Below are 19204 nucleotides of genomic sequence, written 5' to 3'. Positions count from 1 at the left end.
AAGAAGCTAAACGAAAACTAAAGAGAGCGTCAGCTTTGCGGCTGGCGCTCTCAAAATATGGAGGATACTACATTTTTTCGCTTGGCTCGGATGGTGGCGCATGGCAGTCTGATCCGTGGTCGCTGGGTGGGCGACCGACAGCGAACAGGTGATCCCGTGTTAGAAGAAAGCGCGGCCAATTCCGCCTTTGCAGGCGCCCCATCGGACGGACCTGGGGCCGTTCTGGATCTGGGCGAGCAACGCCGCCTCCGGCGTGACCGAAAGCAACTCGAAACTGCGCTCGGGCCGACCATCGTTGAGTGGCTTTCGGATCCGCTCGTGATCGAGGTGATGCTGAACCCGGATGGTTCGCTCTGGGTCGAACGGCTGGGCGAGCCGATGGTCAAGGGCGGCTATATGGTCCCGTCTCAGGCGACCGAAATCCTGAACATCATCGCGGGTATTCTGAATACGACCGTCACGGTCGCAAATCCCGTTCTCGAGTGTGAGCTGCCGTTGGACGGTAGCCGGTTTGAGGGGTTGATCCCTCCCGTTGTCACAGCGCCGTCCTTCACGATCCGCCGGAAGGCGTCGCGTGTGTTCACGATTGACGAGTATGTCGAGAGCGGGACCATGGAGCCCGGCCAGGCCGCGGCGATCAAGCAGGCGATCCGCGAGCACAAGAACATTCTCGTCGTGGGCGGTACGGGGTCGGGCAAGACGACACTGGTCAACGCGCTGATCCTCGAAACGACTGAGGCCTTCCCCGAAAAGCGCTTCGTCATCATCGAAGATACGGCCGAGCTACAATGTTCGGCGCAAAACGTGGTGGCGCTCCGCGCTAACGTGAACTTCTCGATGCAGAGCTGCCTTAAGGCGACCCTGCGCCTTCGGCCGGACAAGATCACGGTTGGCGAGGTGCGGGGCGCGGAAGCTCTTGCGCTTCTCAAGGCCTGGAACACGGGACACCCCGGCGGCTGCGCGACCGTTCACGCGAACGACGCCCGCGCGGGTTTGACCCGTATCGAAAATCTGGTGGCGGAGGGCACCTCGGCCGCCGCCCAGACCCAAATCGCGGAGGCGATCAACTTCGTCGTCGTGATCGCGAAGACGGCTGAGGGCCGTCGCATCCGCGAGCTGCTGCACGTCCACGGTTGGGACGGTCAGAACTACCTCACCACCTCAATCTGATCCGAAAGGGATTACTCGATATGACTGCAATCGCTGTGGCCGCCGACAAGCGCGGCGGAAAGCTGCGCCGACCGGCGCCTGCGCTGGTCCTTCTGGCCGCGCTCGCCTTCGGGTTGGCCCTTCCTGGCATCGTTGAAGCCTCGTCCTCGGGCGGCGGCCTCCCGTGGGAAGGCCCGCTGCAACGGGTCGTGGACTCGATCACCGGCCCGGTCGCCTTCGGCGTGTCCGTCCTGGCTGTCGTCGGCTGCGGTATCGGCCTGGCGATGGGCGGCGACATGAACGAGTTTCTGCGCCGCTTCATGATCCTGACCATCGTCATCGCCGTCATCGTCTTCGCGGTGAACATCATGTCGAGCGTCTTCGGCGTCGGCGCCGTGATCGACATGCCGATCGTTCAGGCCGGGGCGGCGTCGCTGTCGTGACGGAGTTGCAGCGAACCCCGCTGCATCGAGCCCTGCACCGCCCAGCTCTGATGCTGGGCGGTGAGCGGTCTTTGGTGCTCTCGGCGGGATCGGTCTGCGGCGGGATCATCATTTCCGCCATGAACCTCCCCGCTGCCATCGTCGGCGTGTCCCTGTGGGTCGGATTGCTTTTCCTGTTTCGCCAAATGGCGAAGGCCGATCCTCGCATGAGCGCCATCTACATCCGCGCCATCAAGTACGCCGGATACTACCCGGCCACTCCGCTGCACTGGCGCAGCGAGAAGAAGTAGGGAAGCCATGCTGAGCCTCACACACCATCGGTCCAAGGCCAAAGGCGTCTCGGACCTTCTGAACCCCCTCGCGCTGGTCGGAAACGGCGTCATTCAGCTCAAGGACGGTGCGCTTCTCGCCGGCTACTTTTTCTCGGGCGAGGACACCGCCAGCGCCACGAATGCGCGGCTGAACCTCATTTCCCGGCGCGTGAACCGCGCCCTGGCGCGGCTCGGAAACGAGTATGCGACCACGTTCGACTCTGTCCGCCTGCCGGTCTCCAGCTACTCGGCCCGCGAGGACTCGCACTTCCCCGACCCGATTTCCCAGCTTGTCGATGAAGCCCGCCGTGAGCGGGCGACGCGCGTTGGCCAGCACTACGTCACGCAACAGGTCCTGACGGTCAAATACATGCCGCCGTCCAAGAGCCGCAACTGGCTGGCCAGCCAGTTCCACGACGGCGGCGTGAAGGAGGTGGGCCGCGACCTTGACCGGCACCTGGAGACGTTCAGCAAGTCGCTCAATCAGCTTGAGGACGATCTTCTCGACGTTCTGCAGATGCAGCGCATGGAGACCTATACGGACGAAATCGACGGACACGAGGTCCAGCGCGACGAGCTGCTGAACTACATCAACTACTGCGTGAACGGCAATTCGCCGGCCATCAATGTGCCGTTGACCGGGATGTACCTGGACACGGCGCTGAGCGCGAATGCGTTGTGGAACGGCCATAATCCGAAGCTGGGCGAGAAGTTTATCGCCGTGGTCGGCATCGAAGGATATCCGGCGGAAGTCTGGCCGAGTGTGCTTGATGTGCTGAACCACATGGCGATCCCGTATCGGGCGTCCTACCGGTTCATCCATCTGGAACAGCAAACCGCGCTGAATCTGCTGAAAAGGAACCGCCTGCGCTGGGAGCAGCAGATCAGGCCGTTCATGGACCAGTTGACGAAGCAGAACAGCGGTCAGATCAACGAAGACGCGGCCATGATGGCCAACGAAGTTCGGGCGGCAGAGACCGACGCGCAAAGCGCGCTCGTGTCGTTCGGCTACGCCACGCCTGTAATCGTCTTGATGGATGAAGACCTCGGCAGGTTGCAGGAGAACGCCCGGATCGTCGCGGCCGAAATCGCGAAGCTCGGTTTCAACACCCGCGTCGAGACGGAAAATGCCCTGCAAGCCTGGCTCGGAAGTCTGCCGGGCCATACCCATGAGAACATCCGCCGCCCGCTGCTGCACACGCTGGCATGGGCTAACATGGCTCCACTCTCGACCGTCTGGCCGGGGAGCCGAACGAACCCGTCCAAGCTGTTCCCGCCGGACTCGCCGCCGCTGTTCCTGGCGTCCACTACGGGCGCCACGCCCTTCTGGCTGAACTTCCACGTCGATGATCTGGGACACACGCTCGTCCTTGGTCCGACGGGGTCGGGTAAGTCGGTGTTGCTGGCGTACTCGGCTCTCTCATGGAGGCGTTACGAGGGCGCTACGATCTGCGTGTTCGACAAGGGCGCGTCGATGGAAGCGACGGTGAAGGCCTGCGGCGGCAACCACTTCGATATGTCGCCCGACGGCCACGACACGCCGAAGCTCTGTCCGCTGAAGTATCTCGATACTGCCGCGGACCGGCTCAAGTCCCAAGAGCTGATCGAGGTCATGTACCAACTGTCGGCGAACAAGCCGGTCACGCCGGATCAGCGCGGCTTGATCCGCGATGCTTTGAACACCCTGTCCACGCGACCGGAGGGACGCTCGCTCGGGCACTTCATCAACATCGTCCAGGAGCGGGATATCCGCGAGGCGATGCGGTTCTACACGGAGAAGGGTCTGGGCGAAATGCTCGGGGCCGATGTTCACGAAGAGCCCAACATGGTCGGGCGCAACGTGTTCAGCGTCTTCGAAATGGAAGAACTGCTGAACATGGGTCCGAAGGCGGCAAGCCCGGCCCTGCTCGTCATTTTCGACCGGATTGAGCGCTCCATGAAGGGGCAACCGACCCTCGTCATCATTGACGAAGGCTGGGTGGTTCTGGCCAACGAACTCGTCCGTGCGAAGATCATCGAATACCTGCGGGTATTCCGAAAGGCGAACGGGGTTGTCCTGTTCGCGACCCAGAGCCTCGCGGACATCGCCGACAGCGGAATTGTCGGGATCATCAACGAGAGCTGCCCGACTAAAATCTTCCTCGCTAACGGCGAGGCCGAACGGTCGGCCGAGCTTTACGGCCTGCTCGGCTGCAATGAGCGCGAGGTCGAAATCATCGGCCAGGCCCATCGTAAGCGCGACTACTACATCGGCCAGCCCACAGGGCGGCGTCTGATCCAACTCGATCTGGACCCCCTGACGCTCGCCTTCGCCGGCACGTCCTCGAAAGAGGATCGCGCCCGCGTCGCCCAGCTCGAAAGAGAGCACGGCGCAGCCTGGCCCTACCGCTGGCTGGACGAACGCCGCGTTGAGTACCGCCACCTGATCCCCCAACAATCCGAGGTCCAAAATGCTGCGTAAATCTCTCCTCGCCGCCACCGCCGCCGTCATGCTGGTGGTCGCGGGCGTGACCGTCAGTCCGACCCCTGCGGCGGCGCAACAGGCCGTCATCTGCGGCAACTGCTCCAATATCTTCACGCAGTTGATGGAGCAGGCCACCCAGCTCGAACAGCTCGCCACGGCTGGACAGCAACTCCAAACCCAGATCCGTAGCTATGAGCAGATGATGCGCGACGGCGCCGCCCTGCCGGATCATCTGTTCAGCGACTTGACCCGCGACATCGCCGCGGTCAACTCCATCTACGAACGCGCCCAAGGCCTGTCCTATACCGCGTCGGACCTCGACCGCCTGTTCGCCGAGCGGTACGGCTCCTTCGACAGCTACAATCAGGCGGGCGTGGGCGCCGCCCAACTGCAAGACAAGTATCGTCAGTGGAACGCGGAATCGACCGACTCCGTCAGAACCACGCTGCGGGCGCTGGGCGTTCAGTCGCAGGGCATGGCCGGCGAGCAAGAGCTGCTGCGCCGTCTCCAGGGCCAAGCCCGGAACGCACAAGGCCATCAACAGACCCTCGCCGTCGGCAACGAGCTGGCGGCTGAGAACGTCGCCCAGATTCAGCGTCTTCGCCAACTGGTGATGATGCAGGTCAATCTGCAAGCGCAGGCGCTCCAGATCGAGGCCGACCGCGACGCCGTCAGCGCTGCCCGGAACCGGGAGTTCTTCGGCCAAGCGCCGCGCGAGCCGATCTACAACGGCGAAACCTACTGATGCGCCGCCTGTGCCGCTTGGCGCTCGCCGCGCCCGCCCTCGTCCTGGCGTTGGCTATCGCCGCTTGCGGCGAACAGGCCGCTTCGCCCTCCCAGCCCATCGAGGCAACGCCCGCGTCGTCTGAACGCGAGGCGCTGCCAGCCCCGAAACAGGATCGCCAAGGCGGTCCTGTTTACGACGGCCAAACCTACTGAGAACTGTGATGCGCCATTCGGATAACTCCAAGTTTCTGATCGCCGGGGCGACGGTCCTTGCCGTGACGCTGGCCGCCGAACCGGCACTGGCGCAGAACGCCCTAGATCAAATCACCAACCTCTATCGCGACAACACCGCCGCGATGGGCGCCTCGCTTCGCAACTATGCAATCGGTCTGTTCGCCCTCTTGGCGACGTTGGAATTTGCATGGTCGTTCACGCGCCTTGCCCTTCGCGGCGGTGATTTCGGAGACTTCATGGGCGAGTTCGTAACTCGCCTGATGACCATTCTGTTTTTCTACTGGCTGATGACCTCGTCGGGCGAAATCGCCACGGCCATTGTCAACAGCTTCCGCGAAGCCGGGAACACGGCGGCGCAAGCCGGTGGGGGCTCGGGCGGTATGCGGCCCTCAGACATCTGGAACGCCGGGGCGACCATGGCTGACCAGATTATGAGCACAGAGCTGGGCTTGCAGGACATCCCGAAGGGGATCGCCCTGATGCTGGCCGGCATCGTCATGGTCGTGGTGTTCGCGATCTTGGCGGCGCTCATGATTATCGCGCTGGTCGAAAGCTATCTCGTGATGGCGGCGGCTGTTCTCCTGATGGGCTTCGGCGGATCGAGCTGGACGAAGGACATCGCGATCAAGACGCTGACCTACTGCGTTTCGGTCGGCGCCAAGCTGTTCACAGTTCAGATCATCGTGGGCCTGGCCGAAGCGATGATCCGCAACTGGCTGGATGGCCTGAACGGCGGCGTCTTTGCCGAAGACATGCGGATGGTCTGCGAGATCTTGGGGGCGTCGGTCGTCATGCTCGCCCTCGCCTTCACCGTGCCGTCAATCGTTCAGTCGATGATTAATGGCTCGTCGATGGCCTCCGCCAACCCTGTCGGCGCTGCCGCCGCCGCTATCGCTGGCGGTGTTGCAGGCGGCCTCGCCGTCGCCGCTGGCGGCGGCATGGCCATGAGCGGTGCGGCGAAGCTGGCCAGCGAACAGCTCAAGACCGCTGACGCCGCCGGTACTGGCCCGACGACGGGCCTCGGCCGTGCTGGCGCATTGGTCGGCGGCACGATGGCCAACCTGGCGAAGGGAACCATGAACGATGCCGGGCAACGGCTGTCGGGCCGTGTGAGGGCAGGCAACGCCCCGGCCAGCATCGGGGCCTCGCTCCACGATCAGGCCGGGTTGATGCAGAAGGAACGCATGAAACCGGCGGCCCCTGAACCCGTGGCTGCTGCTGCGGCGGCGGCTGCGCCCGAAGCGGGCGGGACGATTTCGCCGGACGGTCCTGGTGGACCGGGCGGCCCGGCTGGCGGCGGACCCGGCGAAGGGTCCGAACCTATCCGTGGAGCAGCGCCGTCGTCGGACGCAAAACCCAGCTCGTCGGCCGCTGATGCGGCAGCGACGGCGGCCACCGGCGCTGCTGCGACGGGTGCTGCTGCTGGCGGCGGATCAGCCGCATCGAACGGCACCTCGGCGGGCGGCGCTGGCAAGGGCGCTAGCGCAGGGGCCCAAGCCCCCGGCGCGCAGCCTTCTCAGTCCGCGTCTGCGGGTCTGGCCGCGGCCGAAGCATCGGAACGGTCATCGCCCTCGGCCACGGTCAGCGGTGCTGGAGCTGGCGGATCCGGTCCGAACTTGACGGACACCGCCGCTACGGCGGCCTTGGACGCGGCGACGGGAACGCCGGGGCAGGGAGAGGCAATCGCATCTGTTGCCGCGGCGCTTGGCGAAGCCGCCCGAGCGGATCAGACCGGGCAGAGCCAGACCGTCCAAGGTGCTTCCAGTTCGGCTCCGGGCGGGGTCTCCGAAGGTGGCTCGATCAGCGCGGCGCCCGACTCGTCTGCCGCATCTGCGGTGATGGGTGACGATGCCGCGTCGATGCCTTCGACCGGCTCCACGATTTCGGGAGCGGCGGCCTCTGATGCCGGCGGCGGACCGGCCAGCCGTTCGCAAGCCGCCCCGGCCGCTTCTTCGGCGAACGCTTCACCGCCGCTGTCGAGCGATGCGCCGCCTGCGACGCCGTCGGGAACGGTCCAAGGCGCGCCGCCGACGGCGAAGATGGTCACAGCCGAACCGGCGAAATCGCCGCCGCCGAAACCGGCCCGTAGGGCCGTCACCCTTAGCGAACGGGCCAGCGGTATCCGGCCCGGCCCGAAAACCCCCAAGGGCCAGTAGGCCCCGGTCATAGTCCAAGAGGAACGTAACAATGTTCAGCAAGCCTAAAGGCGCGAAGCCGGTCGGATCGGAAAGCCTGTATCTGCTCGCTCGCAAGGAGTATCTGGAGCGCTACGGCGACTACATTAAAAGCGCGCAGACCTGGCGCTGGTTCGGCCTGATTTCGGGTGGCACGGCGATGGTCCTGGCGTTCGGCATGGTTGCCGTGGCTCACCAGCAAAAGGTCGTGCCGTATGTGGTCCAGGTGGACCAACTCAGCACCGTCCTTCCGGTCGGACCGGCCACGCAGGCCGCGCGACCGGATGCGGCCGTTATCAGGGCGGCGATGGGCGAGTGGATCGTGAACGTCCGAAGCGTTCACTTCGATACGACGGCGACCCGCGAGAAAATCCTCAAGGCCTATTCGTACCTTGAGCAGAGCGGCGCGGGCTTCCAGACCGTCACCGAACACATGAAGAACAACGACCCGTTCAAACGCGCCCAGAACGAGAGCGTGGCTGTGGACGTGCAATCGGTTCTGCCGGTCGGCGACAATAGCTGGCGGGTGGAGTGGGTCGAGGTCCGTCGCGGTCGCGACGGCACTGAGCTGGGTCGCCAGCAATGGTCGGGCGTGATCGAGACGAAGATCGTCCCGTCCACCGACGAAGCCAAAATCCTCACGAACCCGCTGGGGATCTACGTCAACGCCGTGAGCTGGTCGCAGCGGCTTCAAGGAGCCTCGTAAATGAAAAAGATTCTGTTCGTCTCGGCGGCTCTGACCGCCTTCGCCGCCGCCTCGGCCGCGACAGCCCAGCAGGTTCCGGCGCTGGACACGTCGGCCCCTGCGACGGCTGCGGTCGCTCCGGCCGCCGCGCCTTCCGGTCCGGCCCAGCCGGAGTATCCTCGATACGCGCCTCCGATGATCCCGACGGTCATGGGAGCCAACCCGCGCCTGACGGAGCGTGAGCGAGCGGGTGTCTCCATCGCAAACGCCTATGAAGGCGGCACGTCGCGGCCCGCCACGGGCACGGAAGGGGCCGCAATCTTCGGCTTCGGCGAAAACCTGCCGTCCATCGTCTGCGCGCCACTGTATGTCTGCGATCTGATGCTCCAGCCGGGCGAGGTCGTGAACGACATCAACCTCGGCGACAGCGTTCGGTGGCGCGTGTCGCCGGCACAGAGCGGCCGGGGCGCGGAGGCGGTGACGCACGTCCTGATTAAGCCGACGGACGCGGGTTTGGACACGAACCTTGTCGTCACGACGGACCGCCGTACCTACGTGCTCAAGCTGGTCAGCCACCGTACGGAATGGATGCCGCGCGTCGCCTTCTCCTATCCTGACGAGCAACGCCGGGAATGGGAAAACTACCTCGCGAACCAGCGGGCGGCCCAAGCCGTCGAGGCGGCGCGAGCCCTGGACGTTCAGCGGGCGACGGTGCTTCCGCAGACCGAAGGGATGACGGTCGCAAGTCTGGACTTCGGTTTCAGGATCGCGGGCGATAGTCCGTCCTGGCGTCCCCTGCGCGTCTATTCGGACGGCCAGAAAACCTACATTCAGTTCCCGCCCAGCATGACGAATGGCGCTGCTCCTGCGCTCGTCGGTATCGGCGCGGGCAACAGCACCGAAATCATCAACTATCGTGTCGATGGTGACAGGTATGTGGTGGATCAGGTTCTCGACCGTGGCGCGCTGATTAGCGGCGTCGGCCGCCGTCAGGTGAAGGTCGAAATCATCCGCGCGGGGGAGGGCTGATATGTCCATTGCAGCTCTCGCGCTTGCAAGCGGGCTCTGCGCGCTGGGTCTCGGCGGCGGCCAGGTGGGATCGACCTCGATCCCCCTGAAAGCCGACGAGGCCAACAGCATCGCGGCAGCGACGACGGCCTTCCTGTCGGACCGTCTGCCGCCCGCAGCAACTACCCTGTACGTCGTTCCGCATGATCGGTGCGGCCGCGATCCCCTTTCGACCGCGCTCGATGGCGAGTTGCGCCGCGCGGGATTTGCGCTGGCCACGCATCGGGATGTTAGCCGGGAGGCCCATGAGGTGAAGTATCACCTGACCGGCGGCTGGCAGGACAGCATCATTCTCAGGCTCGTGATCGATGGCCGGGAATCCACGCAACTGTATGTCCGCGACGGCCATGGCGAGTATCGCCCTGCCGGTCCGCTGACGGTTAAGGAGTAACGCCGATGGGATTGCAGGACCGCGAATGGTTCAAGCCCAAGCCGGATAAGCAGGAGGCTCCGGCTTCGCCCGATATTCTCGGCGCCCCTCCGAAGCGCGCCGAAGGCGTGAAGATCGTCAACAAGAAGCCGATCATCATTGCCGGCGTCGCCATCGGCCTAATCTCGATGGTGATGGTCTATACCGTGAATGAGCGGGCTGAGAAGAAGAACCGCGGCGCCAATGCTCCGGCGGAGGCCGTCGCCGAGAAGGCCGGGCGGGAACGCACCGGCCAGACGGCGCCGGACTTTCTGACCAACGCGCCGCAAGGTGGGATCGCGCAACCTGAAACCGGATACGGCGCCTTGCCCGCGCTGTCCGAAGGCCAAGAAGCGCAGCTGATCCATGCTGGCGGACCGCCGCCGCCCCAGCTCGTGCAGCAGAACCCCGTCGGCCCTCCGATGAACCCCTATGCGACCGCGTGGGAACGCTACCACCAACAGCGCGAACAAGCCGTCCAGACCCGCAGGGAACAGGCGTTCAACGCCGTTGGTGCCGAGTCGGCGGTAGAGGTCCGTGACCGGCGGGGAGCCGCGACGCAGAACCGTCCGGCGATGCCGTCCGGTGGAGCTGGTGCGATGCCTCCGATGGGCGGTGCGCCAGCGATGCCGGCGATGCCGCGAGGGTCGGGCGGCGGTGAGGCTATGCCCGATCTGAACCGCCAGGAGGACAAGCGCTCCTTCATGGAGAACAGTGGCGGTCGCAACCCCTACGCTTCGGGCCGTGTTCAGAGCGCGGTTTCGCCGAACGAAATCAAGGCGGGATCGGTCATTCCGGCCGTTCTGACCGGCGGCGTGAACAGCGACCTTCCGGGCCAAGTCACCGCCCAGGTGACGCGCAATGTGTACGACACGGCCACGGGCCGTCGTCTGCTCATTCCGCAAGGCGCGCGGCTGGTCGGGATGTACGACAGCACCGTCACGACCGGCCAAAGCCGCGTGTTGGTCGCCTGGAACCGGATCATCTACCCGGACGGTTCGTCCATCGACATCGGATCGATGCCGGGTGCTGACGCGGGGGGCTACGCCGGGATGCGCGATCGGGTGAACAACCACTATGGTCAGACGTTCGGCAGCGCGATCTTCCTCTCGATCTTCGCGGCCGGCGCCCAGCTCTCACAGCCGCAGGCGACGAACGGCGAGAACCAGACCGCCGGTCAAACGGCGGCGGCCCAGCTCGGCCAGCAAATCGGCCAACTCGGCCAAGAGACTGCAAGAAGGCGGATGCAGGTTCAGCCGACGCTCACGCTGCGCCCCGGCCTCCTGCTTAACGTGCAGGTGACGCAAGACCTCATTCTGAGGGAGTGGCGGGCACGGTAAAATTGGGATGGGCGGGCGGTTTCACCGGCCGTCCGCTCTGCCAGCAGGCGGGGCGACCACCCATCGCAGAGCCAGGCTGGAGGGGACCGGAAAGCGCGCCGGTCCCCTTTGCCGTTGCAGGCCTTGCGAAGCTCTGCCGGCGACGCGATTTGTGATCCATCGGGCGAGCGCGGCGCCCCACCAAACCCCGACCGCGCGAGGAGAAAAACCGAATGTATTACCTCTTCCAGCTCGTCGTCTCACGCAACGACGCGCCGCCCTATTTGAGCGACGGCCTCTATCTCGCCCGAGCCGACAATGCGACGGTCCTCGACGGTGTCGCCAAGGCCCGTGTCGCGGCCCATCTGATCGCGGCCGACTACATCCATAAAGCTCTGCCGGACGACTTCACGCCGCCGGCAGCGATCAAGCTGGCCAATCCCGACAGCATCGCTCTGGGGGTCGATATCACCTACACCTCGGATCTCGGGAAGGTGGATTGGGGATCGTGGACCCCGCCCGCGCCGCCGACGCCAGAGGACGACGCGGAAGCGTAGGAACGCCAGGACAGAAGAGACTAGGTCGAGGGGGTCGCCGAAGGCGGCCCCTTTTTCGTTTTAGCTGCTAGCGCGGCATGAAGGGCCACGCTTGCAGGCGGCAAGCGACTGGCGCATCCGGTAGGGATGGGCGGCGGCATGAGGCAACGAAACGACTGGAGGAACCTGCCGTCAGTGGCGGACGCCTGCCGCTGTCTGGATGGGGGCGGCGCGGTTCGCTGGCGCTGCCACGGATGCGGACAATGGCGCCCGTGGGATGCCGGAGAGTACCTGGGCCGTGTCGGCCGCCGCTACGTGATCTGGAACGAGATTGACGGCTGCGAGGCCTGTGGCGGTCCCCGTTCGCTTTACTGGACGACTGGAGCCGGAACCCCGATGCGACCGATGAAGGACGAATGGCTCTGGCTGATGCGGGAGCTGGGCTACGGGCGCGACCCTGAGGCGTGGTTTGAGGTCGTCTGGTTTTCAGACCCGACCTGAACCCTACTGGAGCGGCCCATAGCTTTTGAGACGGGCCGCTTGCAGGTCGTCTTCGGACGCAACCAAGGCATCGTTGATCGAGCGGTGGAGTTCTGACCGGTCCATTCCTGCGACTACCCCAAAGAACCCGGCCGCCGAGCAGGCGCCCAAAGCGGCGGCTTCGGCCAGAAGCGCCCCGTCAAAGCCTTTGGCCTTCGCCTCTGTGAGAACGACCAAAGCTTTTTGCCGGAAGGCGTCAGCCAGGCCATCGCTGATTTTCTTGATTTCAGCCAGGTCCTCGGCGTCCTGAACAGCGGAGGATTGCGAGGGCGGAGGCGGCGGCGCGGCGGTTATCAGCGCGTCGATCTCCGCCGCGGCTTCCTCCATCATCGTCAGAAGACAGCCGGGCTCGCGTTCCAAGTCGGCCCACGGGATAAACCGCTTTCCCTTGTCCTGGATGGCGTCGAACTGAGGCGTCGTCATCGCCTTCGCGGTCGCGAAGATGCTCACACCGTCTGGCGCGTCGGGATGGGCCGCCCAGAACCGAACTCTGACGCGATGGGTCGTGGACTCGCGGAGGCGGGCGGTCAAATGAACCGCCGCGGTGAACGCCGCGCCGACGGTCGATGGGCCTTTGAGGCCTGACGCTGGAATAACGCTCATGGTGTTGATTCCTGATGGACGGTTGCAGGCTGCAACTCATAGCGGCATGAGGTCGAGACCTAGCCCCGTAAGCTGAGAGTAGCTGTGTCGAATCGTGATCTTTTCTACAGCACTGAGATTGGAGGTCGGGCCTTTCGCGGCCTGGCTGGAAGCGCGGAGCCTTACATAGAGGATGCCCCTGACGGGCTCCGGCATCGAGGACACGTCGCGCTAGGTGCGAAGACCAAGATTAGCTGGATTGATGCGGACCCGGCCGGGAGCGAAGGCAGAGGATACTACGTCTGCAAGTATGGCCCGAACGAGCCAAGGATCTCGCTCGTCGGCCTGACCGTCAGTGAGGTTATCCGGTTGGCCGAGGAGTTCGGAATTGGCTTTAGCCGGGAAACTGCATCGCCGCTCTGGAGCAATCAGACCCCCGATTTTTGGGCGTCCCCAGCCGGCCGAGGGTTGCTTTCATGGTCAGCTAGACATCCCCGCCGGGCACGAGGGTTTGCGGGCTCCGCAACCTACCTGAAAGACTGGCCTCAGATGATCGAGGCCTCAGGGCTTGCGGCAGAATGAGCGTCATGGCCTAAAATCGGGCCGCGTAGATTCAGGGGTGTCTAGTGCGGCAAGGCTACAGCAATATCCTCGGCGAGCTGGTCCCGGCGGAGCTGTTGGAATACGGCGACTGCGAGAGTTATCAGGTCGTTTGTCCGAACTGCCGCGAACCCCTTTTCAAGAGGGTGCGGGAGGAGACAACGCACTATTTCGCCCACTATCAGGCGTCATCGGCGTTCACGACGGAATGTGAGTTGCGGGTCAAGAACTACGTCGCAGCCGATATCGAAGCTCGCGCCACCTATGCCCGCGATCAAAGGTTAAGATACTTCCTCGACCACATCGGTTTGATGCTGGACGCGATGCCGGGTGAAGAGGCGAGCATCGGTGCAAAGCGTAGAACGCAGTTCAAAATGCTACGTCGGGAGCCAATCGCAAAAGAGTTGATGCGGGTGCTGCTGGAGTCCATTTCCGGCCGAGACTTTAGCGAGGTGGTAGAGGGCCGTGCGGTCGAACTGTACGACCTATGGGATAGCGAGAAATATAATCTGAAGACGGGCTTCAGCCGAACTCAGCAAATCCGCGCCGCGACGGATTTTGGCGCTACCCTGTTCACGCCGCTCGCCCGCCCGGCGTTTGAGAAGGTCTTTAACGCCGCGTGGCACAAGCTGCTCCTGGACTGTGTTGCGCTGGAGAGACACGGAGATTCCCCCGAATTCGTCAAGATCGTGGGCGGGTTGTTGGCCGGTGTTCCGGCCAGAGATCCGGGCGTCGAGGCGCATTTCGTGAGAATGCAACGCACCCCTGTCGGCAAACCCTATGCGGACACACCCGGAGCGGTCTGGATTGACCGCTTCGCATGGTCTCTCTGGGAAGCATTCGTGGATACGCTTCTTTGCATCGACTATCTGGGCGCCCTCCAGAAGCGGCATCCGAAAACCGCGCATTGAGCCCTCAACCGTCGCCGCCGGCATCTGGATATAGGTCTTCGTAGAAGCGATTGATTTCGGCCTGCTCCTCTAGCGTCAATCCGACAACTATAGCCGTGCAATAGCAAACGTCTTCGATCTGGAGCCCAACATCCAGCGCATCGATTTCAGGCGGGACTACCACTAGGTAAATCAGGTTGATGTCTGGACCGGATTGGACCCCGGCAACCTGAGTCTCAATCGGTCCGCGAAGCAGTACCTCGCTTCGTGCTTCGCTCGCCCAGGCCTGCAAAGCGGCGACGGCGGCTTGATCGTCGCAAGCGACGATGATTGAGCGCGGAACTATCGCATGGTCTGAGGCTGGTCTCTCAGGCTGTCCGCCAACAAATGGAAACAGCGTCCACGGCAGGCGGAGTAGCCGCCACTTACCGTCGATAACAGTCGCTGCGCCTGAATCGCCCCATTGCTCAATAGCCCGGTTGGCCAAGGCCCGCGCCTGGGGGGGAAGATCATCACCATGAGAAAACCAAGCGGCGGCTTGTAAGAGGTCGTTCCTGGCGTCCTCAGCCGTTCGGGCCATCCTGAGGATCAGGTTCAGATCAGACCGCCAGAGAGTGATCGAGCCCGATCCACTTTCGTACTGCGAGGGTTCGCATTGTTCCGAAAGGGACCGAAGGTAGGCTGGGATCAAGAGCGGGTCATCGAGGTCATCCGTGGTCCCGATTTGAAAGGTCAGGCTATCGCGAACATCGGTCATCCCAGCGACGATGTCGCCCACGCGCTGCCGAAGCTCTGATAGGATAGAGTCAGCGCGCGGATCGCGACGGTGAGCGTTGATGGCGGCTGCAACGCGCTGCACCGTCCTGAGACTTATTCCTGTCGCCTCCGAGACGGGCCTTGACCATTCGGGGCCGTATAGCCGCTCAGCAGCCTGGCGGAGGCGGAATTCGGGGCTGTGACGCCATTCTGGGACAGGCGATGCAGACATGACGGTTCCTTGGCGCGAAGCGCGCCTGAAAGATTGAAAGGGGACAGAGCGTAGATCGGCCTGTGCCGATGAACCTTGCGGCTCCTGCCGCGCGTTACGTGAGGAGGATGGGCCTGCTTTGCTGTCAAAAGCAAGCGGGGCGGGCGCGACCGCTGTTCAGGCCCCGCCTATCGGGGATAGGCCGTTCGCGGTTGCGTAGGCCCAGCCAGCGTCGGTGAGACCATGACGCCCATCCAGCAGACCCCTCCGCTGGAGGCCTGCGACCGTTCCGGTCAGCCCCCCGGAAGTCGAACGCCCCGCCGCGAACCCGGCGTCGAGATACCGTCCGTGCGCCAGGTTCTTGATGATCTGGGTCATGGCAGGGGTTAGGGACTTCATTGCTGCCCCCCGACAGGGATGGTGACAATACAGGTGTTGATGTTCGTCCCGACGCTGGAGAATGAGCGAGCGGGCAAATCGCGGATACGTCCACCGGCCGCCGCGATCAGCTCGCGCAGTTCGACGTGATCGGCGTCCTCCTTGAAGGCAATCCCGGCGGACATAATCGCGACAAGCCTTCCGCCCGGAGCGACGAAGCGCAGAGCGTGGCGAACGTGGTCCACGTCGCGGCCGTCGCAAAACGGCGGGTTCATAATGACACGGTCGAACCGCCCAAGAACGACAGGATCTTGAGCGATGAAGTCTCCTTGGATCACGCGCTCGATGCCGGCGAGGCCCTGGAGCTTTTCGATGTGCTGGTGATCCAGCTCGACAGCGGTCACACGCGCGCCACTGGCAAGCGCGCGACGCGCCAGGCTGCCACACCCGGCGCTCGGCTCCAGAACCGACATAGTCGGTCGGATCATGGCCGCGTCCATCACCTCGGCCGCCGGGGCGTCTGGTGTCGGGAAATAGCTGAAATGGCGAGCAGGGGCGCGCTGCTCAGGAGCCCCGGCCTTCTTCTGGCGTCGGTCGCCCAGCGTGGCGCCGTAATATTCGGCGAGGAGCTGGTTGACCTTCTGCAGAAGGTCATCCCGCTTGAACCAGACGTGCAGATTGCCGTTCTTGAACGCCCGAACCCGAAAATACTCGTCTTCGATGGTGAAACTGTTGGGAGCGAAGTTCCTCGGCCGGGCGGCGTCGATCACGCCCAAGATGCCGTCTTGGCGATCCGGCTGTTGCTTCTTGTCCAGCACACAGAAGGTCCGCTCCACGTCCCTGAACGTAGCCTCGGCGCGGCTATGGTAGTTCCACGATCCATGCTCGCTAAACGCGCAGGTTAGGACGATCCGCGATCCGACCTTGAAGCCGTCGTGGGACTTAAAGCGGCGGTCGAGCGACGAGAACGCCTCGGCGATACCCCGCATGAAGATGGTCGGCGCATCCAAGAACAGACCGGCCATGGTCGCCCGACAGGTGTCAGCCGACACTTCCGGCGGGTCCGTCTTGAGCTGTTCGTCAAACTGCTTTTTGGCGGTCTGGTCCATCAGCCGCTCCATGCCGCTTACCGATAGGAGGTGACGCCATGTCGCCCGGTCCACATCCTGACGGGCGGCCTCAATGAACCGCGCCCTGCCCGTGGGGCCGCGCTCCGAAAGGCGCTCAACGAGGTTGCGGACGTAGGGGGACGGCTGGGACGGAGCGGCCTTGGCCATGTGGCCAAGAGCCTGCTCGATCATATCGAAGGCCTCGCCGAACACGCGCAAGCTCTCGTTGCGGTGTGCCTCGATCAATTCGAGGGGCGCGGCGAGGATCAGGTCTGAACCGGGTGTCATGCAGCTACTCGCTTACTCGGACGGCGGGGAATGATACTGCGAAGAGTCTCGTACTCTGGTAGGCGTCGGGCGGAGTTGTGATGCCGCGTCGCGGTCGGGCCGTAGTTTCCACCCCAAGCTAGGGCCCAACTCGTCTGCTCGCCGTCATGGCAGGCGGACGCGATGAATCGCCCGGCACGTCCTGGCCGTAGGTCAATCTGCACCTCGGCGCGGCTCCAGGCGGGGTCGCCGGCCAGCGAGACGCGAGCCTTAAGGCCAGCGCGTATCAGGGAACGGACGACATTTGGCACTGACCCCGGATCGTTTGCGATCTGTGCGGGAAGGGGGACGCGCCGACGCCGCACGACCGGATCAGGGTCAAAGTCCTGTGGCCTCGGCCGGGCAATGAGCGATGGGGAAGCAACGTCCGCGGACCATAGGTCGGACAGAGCGGGCGGTGCGTTGTTCGCGAGGCTCCATCGGCCCTCCATCAGAACCCAACGGCGCTTTGCAATGCTCAACTGGATCTGGTCGGCCGTGTCGCCGAACTGGCGCTCCAGCTCGGCGCGGCGCAAGGCGGCTTTCTCTTCCGCGACCGCGCGAGCGAGGCGCTGTAGGCGGTACTCGAAATCCATCGCCGTGCGCGGCTCCGCGCCGGGGAAACGCTCGCCCCTGAGACGGTCGAACCGTTCGGCCCGAATGTCCGTCCAGCGCCGGATGACCGACACAGACGCCACCTCGGCCGCGTTGAACGGGCCAGTTGATCGGTCGAGCAGGGCGCCGGGATCTCGGACGATCACGAACGCCATTCCGGCCACGCCCATGAAGCTGCCTTCTACGGTTTCGCCGTCCTGCAGAACGACCCGAATCTGGTCTTGGTCAGAAACGCCAGAGAAAGGGGAGGGGGTCATGCCGCCTCCCGTTGCAGGTCGAATAGATCGCGCTGGGTCGGCGTCATGCCGTCGAGGTCGCCCCATTGCTGGGCCATCGCGTCGGCGATCCCTGGGAAGGTTTGCGATCGCGCGGCCCAACGGGCGGCTCCAGCCTTGCCCCAGCCGCTATGCCGGTGAACCCCAGACCATTGCTTGTGTTCGTCGGTGCCTGGAGCGGGCGGCGTCAGTTTGTTGGTGGGCGTGAGAGGCGGGAGGTTGCGGAGATACAGGCCCGTTCCCTTGAACGCCTTGTCCCCGAACCACCACGGCTGCACCGTCTGGGCGGGCGGCCGGAAGTCGCGGATGCGTTCTCGAGCATGGCGGTGCATTATCGGGTTCTCGAGAGCGATCCGCTCGATAGGTGCTTCCCAGAGGTCCGAGAACAAGGCCGCGCCCTCGTCCAGGAGGCGCCACATGATTTGACGCTTGCACTCGACAGGCATGGTCGGCCAGGCCATCCGTTCGGCCGCCGTTGCATCGCTCGGAGCGTTGACCGGCGGCTCGCTGAGCCAGCGGACGCCAGAGTTACAAAGGCGGGTACACGGCGGATGGAACACCGCGAGCAAGTCCCAATCCATGTGCAGGTAATCGCGCACGTCCCCGACAAAGTGACGGTTGGAGCCGTCATTGGCGGGGAGCAGGTCACACGACCACGCATCATGCCCCAGCGCGGCGAAAGCGCGCCGCACAACACCGGAGAACTCGCAACCGATCAGGACACGCATCAGTTGGCCCCCACGATCCAAGAGCGGAGACCGGCGCGCATATAGCCAATCTGGTCGTTGATGACCGTCAGCTTGGCGTCGCGCTCGATGTAGGTGGCCTCGATCAGACCAGCGACGAAAGCGGAACCGACGGTGACGTAATGCTTGCCCCCGACCACGGCCACGTCGCGGAAGGGACGGCCCAGCTCTCGCACCATCCGCAGGCCCACGAGGCAGGCGGTATCCCGCTTTCCGACGGCGGCCAGCGCACGAGCCCGCCCAGCATCGGTCTTCTGGTCCAGCTTCACGCGAGGATACAGCTCGCCAATGCCGTCAGCGGCCATCTGGCGGGCGCTCTCGGCGGTCAGAACGGAGTTGTAATCGGGCAGGGGCGACCGGGCGTCACCCAGCCCGTACTTTGCCGACAGGTAGGCCACAAACACCCGCGAACCGTCAGGATCGACAGCGCGGAGGGTCTGCCACAGCGGACCATCGTAGCGATCACGCGCGGCCAGCCCCTCGCCCTCGGCCTTAGTGGCGGAACAAGCCAGGAGCAGCAGACGCGGCGGGATCGGCGACGGCACGAAAGCCGCCTCGGGCGCGAAGTCGAGATCGTACTGCCGGAGGCTTTCGCCGATGCTTTTCATGTCGGTACTTCCGAGTGTCCGCGCGGCAAAGGCCGCTTGGTGAATATGTAATATATCCCATAATCAGCGC

Annotated in this window: 19 protein-coding genes; 13 read left to right on the top strand and 6 right to left on the bottom strand. The window is 64.2% G+C overall.

The window, feature by feature from the left end:
- Positions 1-90: 90 nt before the first annotated feature.
- The 12 genes from trbB to ACODRV_RS15900 all read left to right on the top strand — a co-directional run bounded on the left by trbB (position 91) and on the right by ACODRV_RS15900 (position 12019).
- Complete coding sequence (gene trbB, locus ACODRV_RS15955; RefSeq protein ID WP_488908996.1) at positions 91-1170, top strand: P-type conjugative transfer ATPase TrbB; 1080 nt, start codon at positions 91-93, stop codon at positions 1168-1170.
- A 20-nt stretch (positions 1171-1190) separates the two neighbouring features.
- Positions 1191-1592 carry a TrbC/VirB2 family type IV secretion system protein gene (locus ACODRV_RS15950; protein WP_488908992.1) on the top strand — a complete coding sequence of 134 codons (402 nt, stop codon included), beginning with the start codon at positions 1191-1193 and terminating at the stop codon, positions 1590-1592.
- Positions 1589-1882: a conjugal transfer protein TrbD gene (gene trbD, locus ACODRV_RS15945; RefSeq protein WP_488908991.1), complete on the top strand. Its 294-nt coding sequence runs from the start codon at positions 1589-1591 to the stop codon at positions 1880-1882. The genes ACODRV_RS15950 and trbD overlap by 4 nt, the downstream gene beginning before the upstream one ends.
- 7 nt (positions 1883-1889) lie before the next feature.
- Complete coding sequence (locus ACODRV_RS15940) at positions 1890-4364, top strand: VirB4 family type IV secretion/conjugal transfer ATPase (RefSeq protein ID WP_488908990.1); 2475 nt, start codon at positions 1890-1892, stop codon at positions 4362-4364.
- Positions 4354-5112 (top strand): P-type conjugative transfer protein TrbJ, encoded by a 759-nt coding sequence (gene trbJ, locus ACODRV_RS15935; RefSeq protein ID WP_488908989.1) that lies wholly within the window; start codon positions 4354-4356, stop codon positions 5110-5112. The genes ACODRV_RS15940 and trbJ overlap by 11 nt, the downstream gene beginning before the upstream one ends.
- Before the next feature lie 202 nt (positions 5113-5314).
- Positions 5315-7483 carry a P-type conjugative transfer protein TrbL gene (gene trbL, locus ACODRV_RS15930; RefSeq protein ID WP_488908988.1) on the top strand — a complete coding sequence of 723 codons (2169 nt, stop codon included), beginning with the start codon at positions 5315-5317 and terminating at the stop codon, positions 7481-7483.
- 31 nt (positions 7484-7514) lie between these two features.
- A complete protein-coding gene (gene trbF, locus ACODRV_RS15925) occupies positions 7515-8207 on the top strand; it encodes a conjugal transfer protein TrbF (protein WP_488908987.1) in 693 nt (230 codons plus the stop codon).
- Positions 8208-9215 (top strand): P-type conjugative transfer protein TrbG, encoded by a 1008-nt coding sequence (trbG, locus tag ACODRV_RS15920; protein ID WP_488908986.1) that lies wholly within the window; start codon positions 8208-8210, stop codon positions 9213-9215.
- A gap of 1 nt (position 9216) precedes the next feature.
- Positions 9217-9645 carry a hypothetical protein gene (locus ACODRV_RS15915; RefSeq protein ID WP_488908985.1) on the top strand — a complete coding sequence of 143 codons (429 nt, stop codon included), beginning with the start codon at positions 9217-9219 and terminating at the stop codon, positions 9643-9645.
- A gap of 5 nt (positions 9646-9650) precedes the next feature.
- Positions 9651-11003, top strand: a complete 1353-nt coding sequence (locus tag ACODRV_RS15910) for a TrbI/VirB10 family protein (protein WP_488908984.1) — start codon at positions 9651-9653, stop codon at positions 11001-11003.
- Positions 11004-11215: 212 nt separating this feature from the next.
- On the top strand, positions 11216-11539 hold the full coding sequence (locus ACODRV_RS15905) for a hypothetical protein (protein ID WP_488908983.1): 324 nt from the start codon (positions 11216-11218) through the stop codon (positions 11537-11539).
- A 138-nt stretch (positions 11540-11677) separates the two neighbouring features.
- On the top strand, positions 11678-12019 hold the full coding sequence (locus ACODRV_RS15900) for a hypothetical protein (RefSeq protein WP_488908982.1): 342 nt from the start codon (positions 11678-11680) through the stop codon (positions 12017-12019).
- 3 nt (positions 12020-12022) lie between these two features.
- Here the strand turns inward: ACODRV_RS15900 and ACODRV_RS15895 are convergent, their stop codons facing one another.
- A complete protein-coding gene (locus tag ACODRV_RS15895; protein ID WP_488908981.1) occupies positions 12023-12661 on the bottom strand; it encodes a hypothetical protein in 639 nt (212 codons plus the stop codon).
- A 605-nt stretch (positions 12662-13266) separates the two neighbouring features.
- Between ACODRV_RS15895 and ACODRV_RS15890 the strand changes: the two genes are divergently transcribed.
- The gene (locus ACODRV_RS15890) at positions 13267-14151 is read left to right on the top strand and encodes a hypothetical protein (protein ID WP_488908980.1); all 885 of its coding nucleotides are present in this window, start codon (positions 13267-13269) and stop codon (positions 14149-14151) included.
- Positions 14152-14155: 4 nt separating this feature from the next.
- On the opposite strand, the gene ACODRV_RS15885 is transcribed toward ACODRV_RS15890, so the two are convergent.
- The 5 genes from ACODRV_RS15885 to ACODRV_RS15865 form a co-directional block, all read right to left on the bottom strand.
- Positions 14156-14908, bottom strand: coding sequence for a hypothetical protein (locus tag ACODRV_RS15885; RefSeq protein WP_488908979.1), 753 nt, complete (start codon positions 14906-14908; stop codon positions 14156-14158).
- A 584-nt stretch (positions 14909-15492) separates the two neighbouring features.
- Complete coding sequence (locus tag ACODRV_RS15880; protein ID WP_488908978.1) at positions 15493-16872, bottom strand: DUF4942 domain-containing protein; 1380 nt, start codon at positions 16870-16872, stop codon at positions 15493-15495.
- Positions 16869-17762, bottom strand: coding sequence for a hypothetical protein (locus tag ACODRV_RS15875; RefSeq protein ID WP_488908977.1), 894 nt, complete (start codon positions 17760-17762; stop codon positions 16869-16871). Before ACODRV_RS15875 ends, ACODRV_RS15880 begins: the two co-directional genes overlap by 4 nt.
- Positions 17759-18508: a hypothetical protein gene (locus tag ACODRV_RS15870; protein ID WP_488908976.1), complete on the bottom strand. Its 750-nt coding sequence runs from the start codon at positions 18506-18508 to the stop codon at positions 17759-17761. Before ACODRV_RS15870 ends, ACODRV_RS15875 begins: the two co-directional genes overlap by 4 nt.
- Entirely contained in the window at positions 18508-19134 is a 627-nt protein-coding gene (locus ACODRV_RS15865) for a hypothetical protein (protein ID WP_488908975.1), read from the bottom strand. The genes ACODRV_RS15870 and ACODRV_RS15865 overlap by 1 nt, the downstream gene beginning before the upstream one ends.
- Positions 19135-19204: the final 70 nt, after the last annotated feature.

The organism is Brevundimonas sp. FG8, from assembly GCF_057808845.1.
Note: the sequence above shows the minus strand (reverse complement) of the source record. Positions and strands in the feature narration are given on the sequence as shown.

Bases quoted from the DNA above. Each gene is read 5' to 3' on its own strand.
- trbB (WP_488908996.1), top strand. From the start codon at position 91: ATGGTGGCGCATGGCAGTCTGATCCGTGGTCGCTGGGTGGGCGACCGA.
- ACODRV_RS15950 (WP_488908992.1), top strand. From the start codon at position 1,191: ATGACTGCAATCGCTGTGGCCGCCGACAAGCGCGGCGGAAAGCTGCGC.
- ACODRV_RS15940 (WP_488908990.1), top strand. From the start codon at position 1,890: ATGCTGAGCCTCACACACCATCGGTCCAAGGCCAAAGGCGTCTCGGAC.
- trbJ (WP_488908989.1), top strand. From the start codon at position 4,354: ATGCTGCGTAAATCTCTCCTCGCCGCCACCGCCGCCGTCATGCTGGTG.
- trbL (WP_488908988.1), top strand. From the start codon at position 5,315: ATGCGCCATTCGGATAACTCCAAGTTTCTGATCGCCGGGGCGACGGTC.
- trbF (WP_488908987.1), top strand. From the start codon at position 7,515: ATGTTCAGCAAGCCTAAAGGCGCGAAGCCGGTCGGATCGGAAAGCCTG.
- trbG (WP_488908986.1), top strand. From the start codon at position 8,208: ATGAAAAAGATTCTGTTCGTCTCGGCGGCTCTGACCGCCTTCGCCGCC.
- ACODRV_RS15915 (WP_488908985.1), top strand. From the start codon at position 9,217: ATGTCCATTGCAGCTCTCGCGCTTGCAAGCGGGCTCTGCGCGCTGGGT.
- ACODRV_RS15910 (WP_488908984.1), top strand. From the start codon at position 9,651: ATGGGATTGCAGGACCGCGAATGGTTCAAGCCCAAGCCGGATAAGCAG.
- ACODRV_RS15905 (WP_488908983.1), top strand. From the start codon at position 11,216: ATGTATTACCTCTTCCAGCTCGTCGTCTCACGCAACGACGCGCCGCCC.
- ACODRV_RS15900 (WP_488908982.1), top strand. From the start codon at position 11,678: ATGAGGCAACGAAACGACTGGAGGAACCTGCCGTCAGTGGCGGACGCC.
- ACODRV_RS15895 (WP_488908981.1), bottom strand. From the start codon at position 12,661: ATGAGCGTTATTCCAGCGTCAGGCCTCAAAGGCCCATCGACCGTCGGC.
- ACODRV_RS15880 (WP_488908978.1), bottom strand. From the start codon at position 16,872: ATGACACCCGGTTCAGACCTGATCCTCGCCGCGCCCCTCGAATTGATC.
- ACODRV_RS15875 (WP_488908977.1), bottom strand. From the start codon at position 17,762: ATGACCCCCTCCCCTTTCTCTGGCGTTTCTGACCAAGACCAGATTCGG.
- ACODRV_RS15870 (WP_488908976.1), bottom strand. From the start codon at position 18,508: ATGCGTGTCCTGATCGGTTGCGAGTTCTCCGGTGTTGTGCGGCGCGCT.
- ACODRV_RS15865 (WP_488908975.1), bottom strand. From the start codon at position 19,134: ATGAAAAGCATCGGCGAAAGCCTCCGGCAGTACGATCTCGACTTCGCG.